The organism is Lichenihabitans psoromatis, from assembly GCF_004323635.1.
Taxonomy (GTDB): Bacteria; Pseudomonadota; Alphaproteobacteria; order Rhizobiales; family Beijerinckiaceae; genus Lichenihabitans; species Lichenihabitans psoromatis.
The window spans coordinates 2342099-2361865 of sequence record NZ_CP036515.1; the positions used below are offsets into that span (position 1 = coordinate 2342099).

The 19767-nt window shown below is 61.5% G+C and carries 20 protein-coding genes; 14 read left to right on the top strand and 6 right to left on the bottom strand.

Annotated elements, in window-relative coordinates; translation table 11 throughout:
• Positions 1-21: 21 nt before the first annotated feature.
• From EY713_RS10950 to EY713_RS10980, 7 genes are all read left to right on the top strand, one after another.
• On the top strand, positions 22-912 hold the full coding sequence (locus EY713_RS10950) for a hypothetical protein (RefSeq protein WP_131114807.1): 891 nt from the start codon (positions 22-24) through the stop codon (positions 910-912).
• Positions 913-1227: 315 nt separating this feature from the next.
• Positions 1228-1464 (top strand): hypothetical protein, encoded by a 237-nt coding sequence (locus EY713_RS23570; RefSeq protein ID WP_425374364.1) that lies wholly within the window; start codon positions 1228-1230, stop codon positions 1462-1464.
• A 115-nt stretch (positions 1465-1579) separates the two neighbouring features.
• Positions 1580-1852: a VOC family protein gene (locus tag EY713_RS10960; protein ID WP_131114808.1), complete on the top strand. Its 273-nt coding sequence runs from the start codon at positions 1580-1582 to the stop codon at positions 1850-1852.
• 11 nt (positions 1853-1863) lie between these two features.
• Positions 1864-2358: a VOC family protein gene (locus EY713_RS10965; protein WP_131114809.1), complete on the top strand. Its 495-nt coding sequence runs from the start codon at positions 1864-1866 to the stop codon at positions 2356-2358.
• Entirely contained in the window at positions 2351-3013 is a 663-nt protein-coding gene (locus EY713_RS10970; RefSeq protein WP_131114810.1) for a dihydrofolate reductase family protein, read from the top strand. Before EY713_RS10965 ends, EY713_RS10970 begins: the two co-directional genes overlap by 8 nt.
• Entirely contained in the window at positions 3007-3666 is a 660-nt protein-coding gene (locus EY713_RS10975) for a glutathione S-transferase family protein (RefSeq protein WP_131114811.1), read from the top strand. Before EY713_RS10970 ends, EY713_RS10975 begins: the two co-directional genes overlap by 7 nt.
• Before the next feature lie 156 nt (positions 3667-3822).
• A protein-coding gene (locus EY713_RS10980; RefSeq protein ID WP_131113674.1) for an IS3 family transposase occupies positions 3823-5003 on the top strand; the annotation gives its coding sequence in 2 pieces (ribosomal slippage) (positions 3823-4084 and positions 4084-5003; 1182 coding nt in all).
• 440 nt (positions 5004-5443) lie between these two features.
• On the opposite strand, the gene EY713_RS10985 is transcribed toward EY713_RS10980, so the two are convergent.
• The 3 genes from EY713_RS10985 to EY713_RS10995 all read right to left on the bottom strand — a co-directional run bounded on the left by EY713_RS10985 (position 5444) and on the right by EY713_RS10995 (position 7435).
• Positions 5444-6037: a DUF2147 domain-containing protein gene (locus tag EY713_RS10985; RefSeq protein ID WP_131114812.1), complete on the bottom strand. Its 594-nt coding sequence runs from the start codon at positions 6035-6037 to the stop codon at positions 5444-5446.
• Between the two features lie 137 nt (positions 6038-6174).
• Entirely contained in the window at positions 6175-6792 is a 618-nt protein-coding gene (locus EY713_RS10990) for a TetR/AcrR family transcriptional regulator (RefSeq protein ID WP_131114813.1), read from the bottom strand.
• A 442-nt stretch (positions 6793-7234) separates the two neighbouring features.
• The gene (locus EY713_RS10995; protein WP_131114814.1) at positions 7235-7435 is read right to left on the bottom strand and encodes a hypothetical protein; all 201 of its coding nucleotides are present in this window, start codon (positions 7433-7435) and stop codon (positions 7235-7237) included.
• A gap of 376 nt (positions 7436-7811) precedes the next feature.
• Here EY713_RS10995 and EY713_RS11000 point away from each other — a divergent pair, with 376 nt between their 5' ends.
• The 6 genes from EY713_RS11000 to EY713_RS11025 all read left to right on the top strand — a co-directional run bounded on the left by EY713_RS11000 (position 7812) and on the right by EY713_RS11025 (position 13584).
• Complete coding sequence (locus tag EY713_RS11000; RefSeq protein WP_131114815.1) at positions 7812-8834, top strand: ABC transporter substrate-binding protein; 1023 nt, start codon at positions 7812-7814, stop codon at positions 8832-8834.
• A gap of 54 nt (positions 8835-8888) precedes the next feature.
• The gene (locus EY713_RS11005) at positions 8889-10397 is read left to right on the top strand and encodes a sugar ABC transporter ATP-binding protein (protein ID WP_131114816.1); all 1509 of its coding nucleotides are present in this window, start codon (positions 8889-8891) and stop codon (positions 10395-10397) included.
• A 71-nt stretch (positions 10398-10468) separates the two neighbouring features.
• Positions 10469-11374, top strand: a complete 906-nt coding sequence (locus EY713_RS11010) for an ABC transporter permease (RefSeq protein WP_131119576.1) — start codon at positions 10469-10471, stop codon at positions 11372-11374.
• A gap of 2 nt (positions 11375-11376) precedes the next feature.
• Entirely contained in the window at positions 11377-12321 is a 945-nt protein-coding gene (locus tag EY713_RS11015; RefSeq protein ID WP_131114817.1) for an ABC transporter permease, read from the top strand.
• Between the two features lie 184 nt (positions 12322-12505).
• Positions 12506-13366 carry a glycosyltransferase gene (locus tag EY713_RS11020; RefSeq protein WP_131114818.1) on the top strand — a complete coding sequence of 287 codons (861 nt, stop codon included), beginning with the start codon at positions 12506-12508 and terminating at the stop codon, positions 13364-13366.
• Complete coding sequence (locus EY713_RS11025; RefSeq protein ID WP_131114819.1) at positions 13363-13584, top strand: hypothetical protein; 222 nt, start codon at positions 13363-13365, stop codon at positions 13582-13584. The genes EY713_RS11020 and EY713_RS11025 overlap by 4 nt, the downstream gene beginning before the upstream one ends.
• Here EY713_RS11025 and EY713_RS11030 read toward each other — a convergent pair.
• A complete protein-coding gene (locus EY713_RS11030; protein WP_245572687.1) occupies positions 13581-13991 on the bottom strand; it encodes a thiol-disulfide oxidoreductase DCC family protein in 411 nt (136 codons plus the stop codon). The genes EY713_RS11025 and EY713_RS11030 overlap by 4 nt on opposite strands.
• A gap of 167 nt (positions 13992-14158) precedes the next feature.
• Positions 14159-17527: an autotransporter domain-containing protein gene (locus tag EY713_RS11035; RefSeq protein ID WP_165491096.1), complete on the bottom strand. Its 3369-nt coding sequence runs from the start codon at positions 17525-17527 to the stop codon at positions 14159-14161.
• A 469-nt stretch (positions 17528-17996) separates the two neighbouring features.
• On the opposite strand from EY713_RS11035, the gene EY713_RS11040 reads away from it, so the two are divergent.
• Positions 17997-19274, top strand: a complete 1278-nt coding sequence (locus EY713_RS11040) for a hemolysin family protein (protein WP_131119580.1) — start codon at positions 17997-17999, stop codon at positions 19272-19274.
• Positions 19275-19301: 27 nt separating this feature from the next.
• Here EY713_RS11040 and EY713_RS11045 read toward each other — a convergent pair whose 3' ends face one another.
• The gene (locus EY713_RS11045; RefSeq protein WP_131114821.1) at positions 19302-19727 is read right to left on the bottom strand and encodes an OsmC family protein; all 426 of its coding nucleotides are present in this window, start codon (positions 19725-19727) and stop codon (positions 19302-19304) included.
• Positions 19728-19767: the final 40 nt, after the last annotated feature.

The window sequence follows — 19767 nt, forward strand, 5'->3', positions numbered from 1 at the left end:
TGCTCAACTTGCATCGAGTTTGTGCGGACCGGGCTGCACGTCGCTGCTGGATCCGCAATGGCCGATGTTATTTCCCCGTTTCGAATCGTCTTCGCTGAGCACAAGGCGGATTACCGCCTGAACCTACAGTTCTGTTGTGATCACTATCGGTCTGTCTCGGAGGTGTGTCGCCGCCTGACGATTAATCGACAGCAGTTCAATCGCTACCTCATGGGATCGGCGGCCCCGTCGCGCCACAACCATAAGCTCATCAGCGACTTTTTTGGGCTTGAAGACGAGGAACTGTTCACCTCGCATGCGACGTTTGCGGCCACCTTCAAGCGACGCTTGGCCACGCAGGACGTGCCTGCGGTGTTGCCTCGATCAGCGAGCCTTCTTCGCGCTGTGTCCAGCGCAGGCGCTGGATTGTCCGAATACCAGGGGTTCTATTTCAAATACTTCTACACCTATCTTGGTGGGAGACGGATCAAACGCGAGCTTGCACATTGGCATTACGATGGAGACCTGCTCGTCTCCTCCGTAAAGCAGCGCTACCTGGGAGAGGACGAAACAGACGACACTACGATCGGCTTGATGACCTACCGGGGCATCGTCGGCCATTGGGGCAACCGTCTGATGGTCATCGACCATCAGCGCGGTGCGTCAAACGAGGTGTCAACCATGCTTCTCTATCCAAAGGGGCGTCGCCTCAAGCGACTACACGGCTTGACGCTCGGCGTGAGTCACGCGTCGGCCCGTTCTATTGCCGCTGCTCGGGTCGTCATGGATTTTCTGGGAACCGAGATCGACATCCGAACGGCGCTGGCCAGCCTTGGAACGTTCGATCTCGACGAGCCGTCTGTACCAGATGGCGTCAAACGAGCCGTCAAGAACGACATGCGAGATGACGAAACGATGTTCCTCGCGCGCTGAGGGGTCAGAATCGTTTGTGGCTGACGGGGAAATCGCCATTTTCTGACATCCGTTTCTGGCATCAGCGCTCAAAGCCGCTCCCCAGCCGTCTCGGTCGTGTTTTAAAAGTCTGGCGATATGCACAGTCGATCCGAGTTTGGTTGAAAGCGGGCGTTCTGCGCAGCGTGTCTACTTGAAGTTATGTTCTACTAACCCACTTCGACGTCTTATCAGAAAGGTCTAAGTATTATGCAATCTGTGTGTGGTATCTAGGTTTTTTTTTCATCGATTAAAGGAGGTGCAAAGAGATCAACGATCCGACGGCAAGAAACACGGATCGAACCTGGCCCAATGCTCTTCGTGTGCGATGGCGACAGGAGCGAAACAGCTTTAGTGAATGTCACACGCTGCACGGATATGAAGCTCAAAAACGTAGAAAGATTCCTGCACCGCAAAACCAAATGGCCGTTCGAAGTGATGTTGAAGGGAATGCAAGAGCATTACCGTACGATAAAAATGCACGACTTGGTTCAGGTTGTCGAACACGAGCCGCGGATTGAGAGTCCAGTTTAACTCTTCGATAGGGATCAAAAGCTGCGTCCAAACACTCATGAAAAATTCTTGAGTTTTGCACCCCCGCCAAGTCGGTTTTAGCGTCAGGAGCGGTTTCTACCGGCCGCCTAATTCAATGTCCAAGTCGGGTCCGATGGGCGACATGGGCGAGTATTGCTTCATCGATCATGCCGGCAAGCGGATCGGTGCGATGATGACCGCAGGAGCCGGATGGCCGACGCGCTCGACTTATTATTTTAATGTGCCCTCAATCGACGCCGCGGTCCCGAAGATCGCCGCCGGCGGCGGCACCGTGACGATGGGCCCGCACGAAGTGCCCGGCGGCATGCACATCGTGATGGGCACCGATCCGCAAGGCGCCGCCTTCGCGTTGGTCGGGGGAAAGTAGGGAGCACCATCATGGCAAAGATGACCACCTGCCTGTGGTTCGACCATGGTCAGGCCCGAGAGGCCGCCGAGTTTTACGCCAGCGTGTTCCCCGATACGCATGTCGGCTCGGCGCTCAACTCGCCTGCAGACAATCCGTCGAGCAAGCGTGGCCAGGAAATCACCGTCGAGTTTACTTTGCTCTGCCAGTCGTTCGTCGGGCTGAACGGTGGCTCTCGCTTCACCCCCAACGAGGCGGTCAGCTTCCAAGTCTTCACCGACACGCAAGAACAAACAGATCGCTACTGGAACGCTCTCGTCGGCAACGGCGGTACGGAAAGCATGTGCAGTTGGTGCAAGGACCGCTGGGGCTTTTCGTGGCAGATCGTGCCCCGCGCGCTGATGGCGGGGATGGCCGATCCCGATCCGGCGGCGGCCAAACGCGTGATGGAAGCGATGATGACGATGCGGAAGATCGACATCGCCGGGATCGAAGCGGCGCGCGCCGGGGAAGCCGCCCATGCGTAAGATCATCGGCGGGATGTTCGTGTCGCTTGACGGCGTCATTCAGGCGCCGGGCGGGCCATCCGAAGATGCAACCGGCGGCTTCGTGCACGGCGGCTGGATGTTTCCCTTAGCCGACGATCAGGTCGGTGCGGCAATCGGCGATTTCATCTCGCGGCTTTACGACCTGCTGCTCGGACGGCGAACCTACGACATCTTTGCTGCCTACTGGCCCTATGTGGACGGTGAGGGCACGGCGATGGGCGAAGCGTTCACCGCGGCAAACAAATATGTCCTGACGCAAGGCGCGCAACCGCTGCCCTGGGCGAACAGCCACCGAATGCGCGGCGTGGACGACGTTGCGATGCTGAAGCGGGGCGATGGACCTGATCTGTTAATCCAGGGCTCCAGCACGATCTACCCTGCGCTGCTCGCAGCGGGCCTGCTTGACCGACTGGTGCTCTACACCTTCCCGATCATGGTTGGCAGCGGCAAGCGGCTGTTCGGCGAGGGGACGCCATCCGGCACGCTCAAGCTGGTCGATCACCAGGTATCGCCAGGGGGCACCGTGATCGCGACTTACGAACCTGCTGGGCGAGTTGAAACAGGGTCCTTCGGACCAATCCGGAGCGAGCGTGAGGACCAACGGCAAACCAAAATGAAGGACGGCACATGGTAGTCCAGCTTTTCGGTCACCCCTTCTCATCGTACACGTGGAAGGCGAAGATCGCGCTCTACGAGAAGGACACCCCGTCTGCATTCCGGATGGTGGATCCCGATCATCCCGAGAATGGCACCGAGCTTTCCCGTCGCTCGGCGGTTGGCAAGTTCCCACTGCTCGTTGACGGCGATGTCGCGGTGTTCGAGGCGACCGCGATCATCGAGTATCTCGAAGCGTCCCGTCCCGGTCCGATACACTTGATCCCCGTCCACCCCGAGGCGGCGGTCACGGTGAGGATGATGGACCGCGTGTTCGACAACTACGTGATGAACGTGATGACAGTGATGGTCGGCGATGCGCTGCGCCCGGAGCAACACCGCGACCCCTACGGCGTCGAGCGCGCCCGCGCCGGCCTGGACAGAATCTATGCGTGGCTCGACGGCGAACTGGAGGGCCGCATCTGGGCGTGTGGGGCGGACTTCACCCTTGCCGACTGCGCCGCCTCCCCCTCGCTCTTCTACGCCGATTGGGTGCACCGCATCGGCGACAAGCACGCCACGCTAACAGCCGATCGCGCTCGCTTGCTCGCCCGCCCTTCGGTCGCGCGCTGCGTCGAGGAGGCGCGACCATACCGCGCTTATTTCCCGCTCGGCGCGCCCGACCGGGATTGAGAGTGCTCCAGACGGCGAGGATGCGCCAGGAGCGGACATAAGCTGACCGTCCAGGACCAGACGTTCGGCTTCGCGCCTAACCACGCCACTCAGTGATCGTCCCCCCTTGAAGTGGTCCATCCCGATGTATGGCTTTCGAGCCTGGAGGATGGATCGATGGGAAGACGACCGAAGCCTGAAGAGATCGTGAGCAAGCTGCGTCAGGTCGACGTGTTGGTCTCACAGGGGAAGACCGTTGCGGACTCGGTTCGCTCGATCGGGGTGACCGAGGTCACCTACTACCGGTGGCGGAAGGAGTTCGGCGGCTTGAAGCTTGACCAGGTCAAGCGCCTGAAGGAGCTGGAGACGGAGAACATGCGGCTTCGCAAGGCGATCGCCGACCTCACGCTCGACAAGCTGATTCTGAAGGAGGCGGCCTCGGGAAACTTCTGAGCCCCGCGCGCCGGCGCGTCTGCATCGAGCATGTGCGACAGCATTTGCCTGTCTCCGAGCGCCGCGTCTGTGCGGCGCTCGGTCAGCACCGCTCGACGCAGCGCAAGGCGCCGCGGGGCTTTGACGACGAAGAGGCGTTGACGGGCGACATCATCGAGCTGGCGCGGCAGTACGGCCGCTACGGCTATCGCAAGATCGCGGCGTTGCTGCGCGATGCCGGGTGGCTGGTAAACGACAAGCGGGTCGAGCGCATCTGGCGATGCGAAGGGCTGAAGGTGCCGGCCAAGCAGCCGAAGAAGGGACGTCTCTGGCTCAACGACGGCTCCTGCATTCGCCTCCGGCCCGAGCACCGCGATCACGTCTGGTCGTACGACTTTGTCGAGGATCGCACGCATGACGGCCGCAAGTTCAGGACCCTCAATGTCGTCGACGAGTTCACCCGGGAGTGCCTGGCCATCCGGGTCGCGCGCAAGCTCAACTCGACCGACGTCATTGACGTTCTGTCCGACCTGTTCATCCTGCGCGGCGTGCCTGGTCACATCCGTTCGGACAACGGCCCCGAGTTCATCGCCCAGGCTGTGCAAGACTGGATCACGGCGGTTGGAGCAAAGACCGCCTATATTGCCCCAGGCAGCCCGTGGGAGAACGGCTACGTCGAGTCGTTCAACGCTCGCTTCCGAGACGAGCTGCTCGACGGAGAGATCTTCTACTCGCTCAAGGAAGCTCAGGTCATCATCGAAAGCTGGAGAAGGCATTACAATACTGTGCGCCCGCACGGATCAATCGGCTACAAGCCCCCGGCGCCGGAGGTCTTCGTGCCCGCCTTCGCCGCATGGCCGGCTGCGAAACCCCGACCATCTCCGCCGGCCATGCTCAGGGTGGCGCCCAGGCCGACCATGAACTAACAATCAACCCGGACCACCCGATGGGGGCCGATCAAGGTTCCAAGGTTCCAATGGCAGGCGCTTGAATTCTTGACGGAAGGTCTGCCGCGCCAGCTGTGCCGCTGATCGAGAGTACGGCTAATACGACAATTGATTTCAGGTGAACTGACATGGGTGATCCTTGTTCGCAGAGCACGGATGAAGCCGGGCTCGCTCGTGTGGCATCTACTGAGGCGTCATTGAGGGGCTCGTAGACGGCGAGGCAGTCTGCCAGTTCGCCCTCTCAAGACTAGTGATAATGAACGTTCATTATCACGTCAAGGCGCAATTGTGGCCAATCAAAGCGCTCCTAGTGGTTTGTTATACGTCGTGAGGCTGTTTATCGACGAGGACAGCAACCGTTTACGAAGAGAGCGTTGCCAATGCAGTTTCGTTAGCTTCGACGTGCGGGCGTCAACCGGTCAACGTGGTGTAGAGCCGACCGAGACTGCCTTCGTGTCTTTGCTGCTTTGTCTAGCGACAACTGCTCGTGCCCATTCATGGTCCGCTTGCGGACCATCGGCACCGTCCGTTGCTCCTACGAGTTGGCCGGGCTTCAAGTCAGTGACGCGTTTCCAGCCCTGGGAACTGCAAAGCAGTTTGAACATGCAGCCTTTGACGGTCATCTCGGCAGGATCGTCGCTCCAGATCTGGACATCATACGATTTACCGTTGTCGGCATTATAGATTTGACCGCGATATACATTTCCGTCATGTGCGAGGCCAAGGATCATCTGGTGGCCGAGCAGCTTGCGCCCTTGTTTCTGGGCGTCTGGATTTTCTGTGTCGACCGCGAGATGGCCCTTGTCGTCACGTGGTTGCTGCATCCAGACGACATAGCCGCAAAGATGATCCTCTTTCATACCGCAGTGCTCTGTTCGAACACGGGCCCGCCCATCTTCAGTCACCCATGTGCCGATTGGCTCGGCTGCAAAAGCGGTAGAAATTTGCGCTCCAAGGAGATAGGCGCTGCTGACGAGCGCCGCCGTGCAGATGCATTCCACGAATCTGGTCAATGTCACATTCTCCGGAGATTTTCTGAATTTAAGGTGCTTCTGACAACGAAGGCGCCGGGTATGGTGTGGCGCGCAAGCTCATTGCTCGATCAACCACAAGGTGGACAGCTTTTTCGGCGCCTAATGGATTTCGATGGTCAACCGAGCTTGCGAACGCCAGGCAGTTCGCCCGACAGGCCGGCATCTAGAATCCCAGTAAATTGGGCGAGCGCAGGTCCGTCTTCGTAGCTGGAAACAAGCGCCTTGCTCACGACGACGCCCTTCAAAAAGAAATTGATGGCTTCGTACAGCGCCTGAGGATCGCATCGCGGCGAGGTCGCGAGGGCTGAAAGCCGCTCCACAATCCAAGTACGGCGCTCCTCCTCCATCGCGATCAATGTCGTCGCAATGCTGCTATTGCGGTTGGCTTCGGACCAGATCTCGAGACGCATTATTGCAGCATCCTGCGACAGCCCAAAGTAATACCGCTTGACGATGCCCATCAGTGCGGCATGTGGGTCGCCTTGCAAGTCGAGTTGGGATATAAACGCGCGAGCAAAAATCCGCTCCCGATGCGCGATGCCGATGACGACCGCTTGTTTTGAGTCGAAGTAACGGTAGATGTTTGCTGGGCTCATCGCAGCAGCTTTCGCAATGTCCTGCATCGTCGTGCGGTGGAATCCTGCGTTCACAAAGCACGTTTCTGCAGCACCAAGGATCATCTCCTGCCGCGCCGTGAGGGTATCAGCGACCCCGATCGAAACAGCAAGGGACATCGGAACTCCTTTGGTAAGCCGACCACAATCGGTGTTTCTAGCCCACGAAAATATGATAATGAACATTCATTATCATGTCAACTTGGGCGTCGATCCGTCGAAGTGAAGACTGGCTTCAAAAGCCGAGATGGATGCTGGCCTTACTGACGAATTGAGCGGACTCCCTCTCGCCACAATCTGCTCCGATGTCGTCCCTGGAGCGCGGCGATCTTGGAGGATCAAGCGGCTGTTTGGTCGAGAGCCCTCCATCATGCCCTGTGGGTCAAGACAGGTCGATGGTCAAACGGATCTTGGCCGGTCTGACGGCGTCGCGCTTTTCGCGGCAGCCTCTTTACCTCGAAACCAGACGGGGAGCCTGTCGATCAAGCGGATCGGCATGCTCGTGCGAAGCAGGAGGCGTGAGGTCGAGGTTAGGTCATCGTCGTCTTTGTGACGAGGATCATCATGCGGCAGGACGGCGTCTCGCCTCGTCCAGACCCTTGCTCGGTTCAGCGGTGTCGCGGGTCCGTGCGGCTTGGAGCAAGCGCTCCGTGACCCGATCGGCCCGCGCCGCGATCGTACCGAGGCTCAGCATTCCGACCGTCATCACGCCATAGCCGGCTGCCACGACGAGAAAGGGCGTGCTGGTCAGGAAAGCGATCATGCGGCATCTCCAGCTTGGGTGACGAGCACGAGGGAGAGGCGGGATGGCGCAAGCCAGCGATCCCCATCGCGCAGTTTCGCAGGAGATTGAGCGCTAAAATCCTTTGGATTTTCTCCCGCGATTGCTTCAATTTTGCCGAATGCCGATCTTTTCGGAGCGCAATCGAGCTGTCCGGCTGGACGTGCGGGCGTGGATTGCTTCCCGTGTTGAAGCGCATCTCGCTCAGGCGAATGCGCGTTAAGTCACAGGAAAACTGCGCCAAAGCGATGGCCGTGCGGCCATTGATTGGTATGATGAGGCATCCCCGCAACCGGTCATCCGAGCCATGGGGCAAGAGACGCACGGGCCCGAGAGCCCGGCTTTGGGAGGAATGTTGATGCGTGTCCTAACCTATGCAGTGCTGATGACAGCGACGATGCTGTCGACCTCGCTTCCGGCCAAGGCCGATACGGCCGATATGAAGATCGCCTTTTCCAACAATTATGCCGGCAATTCCTGGCGCCAGGCGATGTTGAAGAGCTATGGCGCCGTGGTGCAAAAGGCTGTCGACGACAAGATCGTCGGGGCCGCCGACATCTTCACGACCGCCGACAAGGAAGTGCCAACCCAGGCGGCACAGATCCAGAATCTGATCCTCCAGGGCTACAACGCCATTGTGATCAACGCGGCTTCGCCGGAAGCGTTGAACGGCGCCGTCAAACAGGCCTGCGACGCCGGCATCGTCGTTGTGTCCTTCGATGGGACCGTGACCGAACCCTGCGCCTATCGGGTGACGGTCGACTATCGCGCGCTTGCGGCGCATCAGATCGACTATATGGCCGAGCGGCTGCCCAAAGGCGGCAACCTCCTCGAGATCCGCGGTGTCGCGGGAACCTCGGTGGACGATGATTTCCACAACGGCTTCCTCGATGGATTGAAGAAACATCCCGAGTTCAAAGTGGTGAATGCTGTCGAAGGCGATTGGGACGAAACGACGGCCCAGAAGGCTGTCAGCACGGTCTTGCCGTCACTGCCGGAGATCGTCGGCGTCGTGGACCAGGGCGGCGATGGTTATGGCGCCGCACAAGCCTTCAACACGGCTGGACGGCCCACCCCGATCATCATCATGGGCAATCGGCAGGATGAACTCGCCTGGTGGGTGCAGCAGAAAAAGGCGAATGGCTACGCGACATGGTCGGCCTCCAGCGCGCCAGGGGTCTCGAGCCTCGCGTTTTGGGTCGCTCAGCAGGTGCTGAATGGCGATAAGACCATTCCGCACGATTTGACCGACCCCTATCTCGCCTTCACCCAGGACACGGTCGAAGCGGCCTTGCCGAAGATCCCTGTCGGCGGTGTCGCGACGGTCGAATATAGTCAGGCCGATGCCAAGGCGATCATCGAAGCCAGCAAGAAGAAGTAACCGTGCTGGTTCGCCGTCCTGCGCCGGAGGGCGCAGGACGGCGACGTCGGGTCGATGACTGGTTTGATTGGGTCTTTGATGGTGCTGCATGCAACGACGATCGCGCTCACGGGTGCACGGAAAACCTTCGGGGCCGTTCATGCGCTCGACGGTGTCGACCTCGCGATATCGACACATGAATGCGTGGGCCTGATCGGTCACAACGGCGCCGGCAAATCGACGTTGATGCATGTGCTTGCCGGCACGCTCACCCCCGATGAGGCCACGATCGCGGTGAACGGCGAAACCCTGACGCGCTATGGATTGGAGCCGGCGCGACGGCTCGGTATCCGCTGCGTGTTTCAGGAATTATCGCTCTGTCCCAACCTGACCGTGGCCGAGAATGCCCGCATCATGCACCCGAGCCTGCGCGGTTTCGGATGGCGGCGCCGGGCCGGGGCCCTGATTGCGGCAGCGCTCGATGAGATTTTCCCCGGCAACGGCATCGCGGCCGATGCGATCGTCGGCGACCTATCGATCGGCAAGCGCCAGATGATCGAGATCGCGCGCGCCTTCACGGTCACGACCGTGCCGGTCTCTCTCGTGATCTTGGATGAGCCGACCTCGTCGCTTGATGGCCACACCGCTAGTCAGTTGTTCGCCTTCCTCAGGCGCTCAGTCGCGAACGGGCTGAGTAGCATTCTGATCTCGCACATGCTCGGCGAGATCATCTCGACCTCCGACCGGGTCGTCGTCATGCGCGATGGCAGGATCGTGACCAGCGGACCGACGGCCGCCTTCGATCGCAACAAGCTGGTGGTCGCGATGGGCGGCGCGGAAGTGCATGCGTCCGTCGCTGAGACCGATGCGGATGAAGGTCGGCCCGGCGGCGTTGCCGCCCCGACCGGGCCGATTCAGGTCCGCATTCGTCCGAAGCGACAGCCGAACGATCGCGTCCTCGTGGCACACGAGGGCGAAATCGTCGGGCTGGCCGGTCTTGCCGGGCATGGTCAGACCGATCTTCTGCTAGCGGTCTTCGATGCGGCCAAACGGAGGACAGGGCGGAGCGAGATCAACCAGAAGGTGGCGCTGGTTGCCGGCGATCGGCAAACCGACGGCATCTTTCCGTTGTGGTCCATTACCGAGAACATCGGCGTGCGCTCCCTGCCGCGATTTCGCCGTGGCTTCTTGCTGTCGACCGAGGCGGAGGACGCGCTCGCGGCGGAGTGGCAGAAGCGGATCAAGATCCGCACACCGGACATGCGACATCCTATCCTGTCACTCTCGGGGGGCAACCAGCAGAAAGCGCTCTTCGCGCGCGCTCTCGGGTCGGATGCGCGGATCGTCCTCATGGATGATCCGATGCGAGGCGTCGATATCGGCACCAAGCTCGACGTTTACGATCTCATCCGGCAGGAAGCCAAAGCCGGGCGCACCTTCCTCTGGTACACGACCGAGATGGATGAATTGAGCCACTGCGACCGCGTCTATGTGTTTCACAACGGCGCCATCGTGGCGGATCTCGCCCGTGCCGACGTCAGCGAGGACAGCATCATTAGCGCCTCTTTTTCCGAAGCCGCCTGATCGTGAGCGTCGCAGCCGACACGGCCTCGCCCACCAGCACCGCTTTGCCGTCGTTTAGCCGTCTCTTGCGAATGGCGCTGCCGGCGCTTTCGATGGCGCTGATCGTGCTCGGCATCTGGGCCATGAACTCGCGGGCCATCAGCTATTTCGGTTTCACGCTGATGCTCAATCTCGCTGTGCCGGTCGCCCTCGCCACCGTCGGTCAGATGTTCGTCATGGCGGGCAACGATCTCGATCTGTCGATCGGGACGTTCGTTGGCTTTGTGGGCTGCGTCACGGCGACGATCCTGCATGATAATCCGGTCCTCGGTGTCGCGATCCTGGTCGGCTGCATTCTTGTCTATGCCTGTCTTGGAGCGTTGATCCACCTCCGTAATCTACCCTCGATCGTGGTGACGCTCGGGATGTTCTTCGTCTGGCAGGGACTTGCGATTCTGCTGCTACCCAAGCCGGGGGGCCACGCCCCCGATTGGCTCAAGAGCCTCATGGCTCTTAAGATCCCGTTCGTGCCGTTCCCGATCGTCGCCGCGCTGGTGATTGGCATCGTGGCTTATGTCGGCCTCATGCGGACATCGTATGGGGCGGTGTTGCGCGGCGCCGGTGGTAATCCCGTCGCGGTTGAACGCGCGGGATGGTCACTCCTCAAGGCCAAGATGGTTCTGTTCGGTCTCACCGGGTTGTGCGGCGTCTTAGCCGGCATGGCCTTGATCGGCCTGACCACCTCGGCGGACGCCAATCTCGGTAACGGCTACACGCTTCTCTCGATCGCGGGCACGATCCTCGGCGGCGGCGAGTTCGTCGGCGGACGCGTCTCGCCGATCGGCGCCGTCATCGGCGCCATGACCCTTACGCTCGCGGGCTCGCTGCTCAATTTCATGCACATCTCGCCGGATTGGCAGGTGGCGGCACAGGGCGGCATCCTCATCGTCGTACTTGCGGCGCGCGTCATCATCAATCGAACCGGAACGACCGCGTGAAGATGTCCTTGAAGACCATCCTGGCTCAACCCTGGCTCTGGTCGTTTGTCGGCGCCGTGGCGGTTTGGATCGCCGCCATCCTCTATACCGGCGGCTATGGGGCGGGCGGCATGGTGTCGGCCGGCATCGCGCTGGCGGCTTTTTCGGTGATCGTCGGCACAGCGCAGATGTTCGTCGTCACGCTCGGACCCGGCAACGTCGATCTCTCGCTGCCGGCCAATATCGGGCTCGCCAGCGCTGTCGCCATGAAGGTGATGGGCGGATCGGACGACCGGATCGTGCTGGGCCTCGCTGCCGCGATAGCGGCCGGCATGGCGATCGGCGGAGCCAATTACCTGCTGATCCGACTTCTCCGCATTCCGCCCATCATCGCGACGCTGTCGGCCAGCTTCGTCATCCAGTCGATCGGCATCAGCTATGGTCGCGGCCTGCAGGTCAAACCGCCGCCGGGCTTTGCCGATGCGATGAGTGCGGCGGTCGACGGCGTGTCGCTGGTCGCGATCGGTGCCGTCTTGTTCAGCCTCGTGATCGCGGTCCTCCTGCACCGCACCGTCTTCGGCCGCTCCGTTGCGGCCATCGGGCAGAACGCGCGGGCGGCTCGCCTTGCCAACCTGCCGGTCGAGCGGATCAGGCTGCTGACCTACACTCTGAGCGGCGGGCTCGGCGGCCTCAGCGGGGCGCTTTTGGCGGGCTATTTTCGTGGCTCGTCGCTCGATATTGGCAACGAATATCTCCTCACGTCGATCGCCGTCGTGGTGATCGGCGGGACCTCGGTGGCCGGAGGCAAGGCGAACGTCACCGGCCTGTGGGGCGCCTCGCTCTTTCTCGTCATGCTGCTGACCATGCTCAACACCTACGGGGTCAGCGCCGGGGTGCGCCTGCTGGTCACCGGCCTCGTCATCATCGGCGTGATTGTGGTCGCGGGCGGCCGCCGCACGGCGCGCTAACCCCAACTCACGTGGAAGCGGGGGTCCGACACGCTCCGTGCCGCATCGTCGGACGCTGCGTCATGCTGGCTGCGCCTTCGGTTTGGTGATGCTGCCAAGCTATGCCAGAGAGGCGGCGACCGATCGACTGAAGGCGCTCCATCGCCGACAGCGCGACGGAACGAAGCCCTCTCATGGAACCGAAATGCTGACGATCGTCTGTATGAAATGGGGTCAGACCTTCCTGGCCGAACACGTCAATGGTTTGTATCGGGGCGTTACGCGACATCTCAAGGAGCCCTTCCGGTTCGTTTGCCTCACGGATGATGCGGCCGGATTATCGGCTGGGATCGATGCCCGTCCAATTCCCGACCTCGGGCTGCCGCCCGAACGCTGGACATCTGGGTGCTGGCCCAAGCTGTCGGTGTTTATGCCCGGTCTCTTCGATGATGCCAGCCTCGTGATGTATATCGATCTCGACGTGGTGATCCTCGGCTCGCTCAGCATCTTCGTCGATCGGGCGCGTACGATCCCTGGCCTTCACATCCTGAAGGAATGGAACCCGATGCTCTGGAGCATCCTGCCTGCCGCGCTCAGGCCCGACCGGGGAGCACAGGGGTCTCTCTTCGCCTGGGTCCCGAACCAGCAGCATATCATCTTCAACCGCTTCATGGCCGATCAGGAAGCTGCCTATGCGGTCGGCCACACCGATCAGGGCTTCATCGGTCTTGCGGCGAACACCAAGCATTATTGGCCGAGCGACTGGACCGTCAGCTTCAAACGGAGTTGCGTTTGGTATTATCCGTTGAATTTGGTCTTTCGCCGCATCCGAGAGCCGAAGCATGCGCGGATCGTGGTCTTCCACGGCTCTCCGCGTCCCTGGGATCTTCTGGGCGACCGCACAACGCGCTGGGGCACGTCCCGGAAATTCGGATTTGGTCCCGTGCCGTGGGTCCAGCGCTATTGGGCCGCAGACGCACCGACGGAAACGCGATCATTTATAACAAAGGCAAATGACGGCTCCGCGTCGGCAGGGTACCGGCGACTAAAGCGGAGCCGATCATGAGCCTTTCTGAAGCGGATGAACTACGTCGTCGTCGCCTATACGACGCAACCTTCGTCAAACAACAGATTGCCGCCTTGGCGCCGGCGGCGCGTCTGCGGCATGAACGCGAGATCGACTCGTACCTTCTGGCCCTGCGATCTTTCGAAAAACAAGCGGCCGGAAGTGACTATCCCCCGCCGCCTGCATTCCTTGAAAAGCGACGGTCCGCAGTGACTTAAGTCGCGGGTGTCTGCGGCCGGTGTGCGGCTGCGGCTGCGTCGAGACGCGTGACAAGTCGTTGTAGTCGTGGCCGAACGCGGAGGAAGATCCGGTAGAGCCGCTCCAGCGCAAACAGCACGACCGGCTGGCGTGCCGCAAGCCCGAGAAGCCTCAGCCGCGGGATGGCTCGCCACATGGCCGCGAAGGCGGCCGCACCGGACAGCAGTTGGCCGTTTTCCAAGGCATGAAAACGGGCCAGCAGATCAGCTTTGTCGAGCGGGCAAGCCGCATCTTGACTCTCAAGATCGATAAAATCGATCGCCGAGCGCGTGTCGAGCCGATGCATCAGCACGATCTCGCGCCGACATAGCGGGCAGCTGCCGTCATACCAGACTGTTACTTTTTCCATGGTTGGGAGATGGTGCATGGATGCTGCTCGACAATGGCGGCCTGTCGGCGCACCGGACCCGACCCGTGAGCTTACGCATCCCGTGCGGTCGCGTTTGCTGATGGGGTGACGCAAAAGGGCCATCCGAAGATGGCCCCGTTGGCTTTTGAGGTGGCGTTCCGCGAGGCGGACTTTTGCGAAGCGGACTACCAGGTGATCTGGAGGCCGCCCTTGCCGCCGTAGCCGCGTTCCCGCGCCGAGAATTCGCCGTCGAAATTGGCGAAGAAGCCGACGCCGTGGCCCATATCGAGTTCGAAGCCCGCCTTGGTCTGTGCCGCATTGGAGTACGGCCGTGCTCCGGACACCAGGAAGGTCGAGCCCGGCAGCGACACGAAGCCGTTCTCGAGATTTCGCTGGGGCGCGAATTCATGCAGGTAGGCAAGGCTGACCATCGGCCGCAGCATCATGCCGGGTCCGACCGCATAAGCCGATTCGAACCGCGCGCCGACGAAGACGGGAATGTCAGTCGTGTCCTGCCCGCGATGGTTCAACCCGAAGATGTTGGTCGAGCCGGTGGCGTTGCGCTCGGTGAAGCCATCCGTGTGCAATTGCGCGGCCTCGACGGCCACGAAGGGCGTCACCTTCAGGGCCGTAAAGCCACCGAGGCTGCCATAGTCGAACACCCGGCCGAATTCCGCGCGAGTTCTGATGTCGAGCGAACCGAATGACGCTTTCTCGGTCGCCGCGAAGCCAGTCAGGCCGGCGATCGCACGGATTGTATGGTTGGAGAAGGACGAGACCGTCACGGAGTTCGATCCGTAATAGGGCCCGAAATTGACGAGGCTATAGACGCCGCCATGGAAGCCGGTGACGTCGCCGGAGGTCGATCGCGAGCGGACATTGAAGCTCGAGTCGCTCCCGCCCACCGCGGCGCCGATCAGGATGTTGGGATGGACCTGATAGTCGAGGCCCAAGACGCCGCCGCGATAATCGCCGGTTTCGCTCGCGATATTGGCATTGCCGGTGAGCGAGACGCCACCGCCGAAGCCGGTCGACCAGACCCGGTAGGTGCGCGGCGGCGGCAGTTTACGATCGAGGACGATCGGCGACGTGATCGGGCTTGCCGGCGCGTAACCGAGGACGCCGGGCGGCAGGCTCGCCCCCATGGTGATGCTGTTGACGGCCCCGAGACCGCCGGTCAGCAAGGACGTCGCCTGATCATTGATGACGCCGGAGAAGACGTGGGCGGCCTGGATCCCTGCGTTTTCTGTCGCGACCAACCCCTCGCCCGAGAGGCTGTCGAAGGCCGTGCGGGCTTCCTGTGTGCTGCGCAGGCCGAAGACCGCGTTGAGAAGGGCGCCGCCGGCCCCGCTCGTCGGCTGCCGCGAGGTGTTGCTCAGCGTCTGTGCCACGGCGAGTTGGTTGGGCGTCGCGGCCGCTGCATTGAAGCTGACGTTGTTGCGGTTCAGCGAGACGAAGACGTCATTGGCATCATAGGACAGGGCCGCCGTGAGGAACGGCAGGTTTGTGCTGGCATTCGCGAAGGTTCCGGTGACGCTCGATGCCGTGAGGATCTTGTAATTGACATAAGGCAAGAACGATCCGGTCGGCGCCGCCTGGACCGCGACCGTGCCGCCCGTGATCGTGGCCGCGCCGGTCGCGACGACCGAACTGGCTTGGCTCGGGGTCGCCGCAATCGCGAGTGTCGATCCGGAGGCGAACTGCAAGGCGCCGGCGACGTTCAGCGTGGTCGCCGCAACGGATGTCGTTCCGGCCAGCAACGCGGTCTGCGCCACAAGGCTTCCGGGTGCGAGCGTTCCGCCGGCGTTGACCTGGACCGCACCCACCGTCCCCGACCCGGCGAGCGTGCCGGTCGCGTTCACGGTCGAGGGCGAGACGATCGATCCTGCAACCTCCAATGTGCCGCCGTTGATGATTGTCGGACCCGTATAGGTGTTCTTGCCGGTCAGCGTCAGCTGGCCCGTGCCGCCCAAGGTCAGGCCACCGGCGCCGCCGATGTCGTTGTTATAGGAGTCACTTGCGTAATAGCCGCCGAGCGACGCATCCATCGTGATGGCGGTCTGCCCGTTGAAGGCGCCATAGCCATCATAGGCCGCATAGAGGTTCAGACGCCCCCAATTGTCGTAGGTGTTGCCGCTGAGCAGCGGATAACCCGACGGCAGGCCGGTGGTGGCCAGGATCTCGATCCGCTGTGCATCGGTGAGATAGGGGAAGCGCGTCAGCAACAGGACCTGGGCCTGAATCGGAACCTGCGAGGCCAGGAGCGGCGTGCTCGGTCCGATCGGCGTGAACCCATAGGTCAATTCCGCCGTATAAGCCGCCTTATTGGCCGCAGCATTGCCGAAGGGATCGCTGGCGTTCGCGCCCGACGCCTGGGCGGCCTGAATGCAGGCCGCGACACTCGTGGTTCCGCACGCGCTGCTGAGGTAAGCTTGGGTCGATTGCACAGCCTGATAGGTTGCATAAGCCGCGGTATTGGCCGGGTTGGTCCAATCCACACGATTGCCGTTCGCATCGTAGAGCGTCGCATAGATGTTGGTGGCGGCCAGCGCCGTCGCCTCCATGCGGCCGCCGATCACGTCCAGCGGCGAATGCATTCCGGCCAGGATACGGTCGTTGCCGAGGTCGGCCGCGCGGGTCAGCAGTTCCTGCCCTTGTTGCGGGATCAGGAAGGCGAGGCCGAGAGCCTGCAACTCGCCCGAGTTGGTGTGGCCGCTCGGGAAAGCACCATCGGCATAAGGGTTGGTCGAGTTGATGACCTGATAAAGCGGTGATGGAATGTTCACGGCCGTGCTGACGCGATACGGGCGCGGAGCGGTGCCGATCCCCGGCACGTAGGCGCCGACCCCAAAGGTTGCGCTGATCAGATTGCCACTGGCGTCGAAGGTGCCGAGATTGGGCGCGGTCAGCGGTTTGCCGCCATTCGCATCGATCATGGCCTGTGTGACCGTGAAGCCTTTGACCCAATTTGCCGTGGTCCCGTACGGCGCCGGAACCGTGAACGACGAGAGATAGCTCGGCACGACGAAATTCGCGGTGTCGGCGGTGCTCAGTCCCTTGGGATTGGTGCTGACGTTATAGTTGGCGTAACGCGCATCGAGAGGATTGATGGCCGGATTGGCGCCCTGGTAGCGCTCGAAGATCCGCTTCGGCGGCTCGGTCGAAGAGTTGTTCCGGACGACGTTGTTGATGAAGTTGACCGCATTGGCGAGCGGCGTCGCCGTGCCATTGGAGAAGGTCGCTGAACCGGCGCTCGCGCCGTTCAGAAAGTTGATGTTGTTCTGATAATCCGCCAGCGTCGATGTCGCGTAGGTGGTCGATGTCAAACCGGCGGGGGTCACGCCCGAGGCGGACGCGGCTGCACCGGTCAGATAGAGGGACGTCAGTGCGCCGAGGCCATTTTGAATGCTGTAGGGCTGCGCCGTCCGGTCGTCGTGCAAAGCCTTGAGGGTTTGGTCGGTCGTGCGATTTTGCGTCATGGTCACGACGGTCTGATAATTCTGGACCATCACGGCTGGATTATTCTGCATCAGCACAGCGTAATCGTCCAGCACCCCGGCAATCTGGCTGCCAACACTTGCAGTCGAGCTGTTCGTAAAGTTGACGGGCGGCGACGTCGGGACTTGCTGAGCGTGGGAATATGTTCCACTTAGAAGAACAGTTGCTATTGCTATACTCGACGTTGTGGCTTGGAATCGCATCGTTTCGGCCCTAGTGAACTCGGACAGTGCACTAGCGCAATTTTTCGACACGATTTCGTAATATTTTTGCCCCAGATCAGATCGTCAGACGAAATGTATTTTTGCAACATCGTGACGGTTTTTCAAATAAAACGTGACACCGATGTGACGATATTCATCGACCCGTCGTCGACGCACGATAGTCCGTCATGTGCCGGCGACAGCGGGCATGACGGGCTCGTGCGGCTGCTTGACGGGTCGGGCCGGGCCAACCATGGTAACGAGGTCTATCTCGCGGAAGGAGAGGGTCCGGCCGCTTTGACGCGAACCGGCCTGATTGCCAGTGTTCGAACTCGTCGTTGCGGTTTTTCTCATCCTGTTGAACGGGGTGTTTGCTCTTTCTGAATTGGCGGTCGTTTCGGCCCGGAAGGGTCGCCTTCGAGCTCTGGCGGAAGAAGGCCGGACCGGGGCCCGTGCTGCTTTGAGCCTCGCCGACAATCCCGGTAAGTTTCTCTCGACGGTGCAGATCGGCATCACGCTCATCGGCATTCTGGCCGGCGCATTTTCGGGTGCGGCGCTCGGCGGACGTCTGACCGACATGCTGCTCGATCGGGGCGCGCCGCTTTGGCTTGCGGAACCGCTTGGTTACGGTGTCGTCATCGTGGTCATCACCTATCTCTCGGTGGTGGTCGGCGAGCTCGTCCCGAAGCAACTCGCGCTTCGCAACGCCGAATCCATCGCCTGCCTTGTCGCCCCGCCGATGACGCTCTTGTCCCGCATCGGGGCGCCTCCTGTCTGGCTGCTCGATGCCTCCACCCGACTGGTGTTCCACCTGCTCGGGCAGAAGGCCGCGTCGGATCGGGCCGTGACGGGCGACGAATTGCGCTCGCTTGTGGCGGAGGCGGAAGCCGCCGGCGTGATCGAAAATAGCGAGCGCGACATGATCTCGGGTGTATTGCGGCTCGGCGACCGGACCGCGCGAAGCCTGATGACGCCGCGGACCGAAGTGGATTGGATCAATCTTGCCGAAAGCGAAGGCGTGATCCGGGCCAAGCTCATCGCCAGCCCGCATTCGCGGTTGCCCGTTGGGGAGCGCGGCACCGACGATCTTCTCGGCGTCGTCCAATCGCGTGATGTGCTGGCAGCGATCTTGGCAGGGCGCACACTCGATCTGCGCGCCTTTCTGCGCACGGCCCCGATCGTGCCTGATTCGATCGATGCACTGGCGGTGCTCGAAACGCTTCGGGCGGCTGAGGTGCCGATGCTGCTGGTGCATGACGAATACGGACATTTCGAGGGAATCGTGACGCCCGCCGATGTTCTCGAGGCCATTGCGGGCGTTTTCCGTTCGAGCGACGGGGAGGAAGACGAGCAAGCGGTCCAGCGCCAGGACGGAACATGGCTGCTGGCCGGATCGATGCCGGCGTACGAAATGGCCGAGCGCCTTGGCTTGTCGTTGCCGGAGCGACGTGGCTTCCAGACCGTGGCCGGTCTGGTCATCGCCGAGATGCGTCATCTGCCGAAGACTGGCGAGATCGTCATCGTCGGAGACTGGCGCCTCGAAGTCGTCGATCTCGACGGGCGTCGCGTCGATAAGGTGCTGGCGTCGCGCGTCGGTTGACCGCGCGCGACGGAGGGGCCGCGAGCGTCAGCCGACGAGCTGCGCGTCCATGGTGATGTGGGCCTTCAGGAGCTTCGAAACCGGGCAGCCGGCCTTGGCTTGGCCCGCAAGCTCTTCGAATTGGGCTTGATCGATCCCCGGGATTTTGGCCGTCAGGGTCAGGTGGACGGCCGTGATGGCGTATCCGTCGCCTTCCTTGTCGAGCGTCACCTCGGCGGTCGTCTCCATCTGGTCGGCTGTGAGGTGAGCCTCACCGAGGATGAGCGACAGCGCCATGGTGAAGCAGCCCGCATGCGCGGCGCCGATCAGTTCCTCGGGATTGGTGCCAGACTTGCCCTCGAAACGAGCCGCGAAGCCATAGGGGTAGCTTGCAAGCGCGCCACTCTTGGTCGAGATCGCGCCTTTGCCGTCTTTTAGACCGCCCTGCCACACTGCCGAACCTTGCGTTTTCATGGGGTGTCTCCGTTTGTGCTGGTTCCCAAGCTCGGGCACC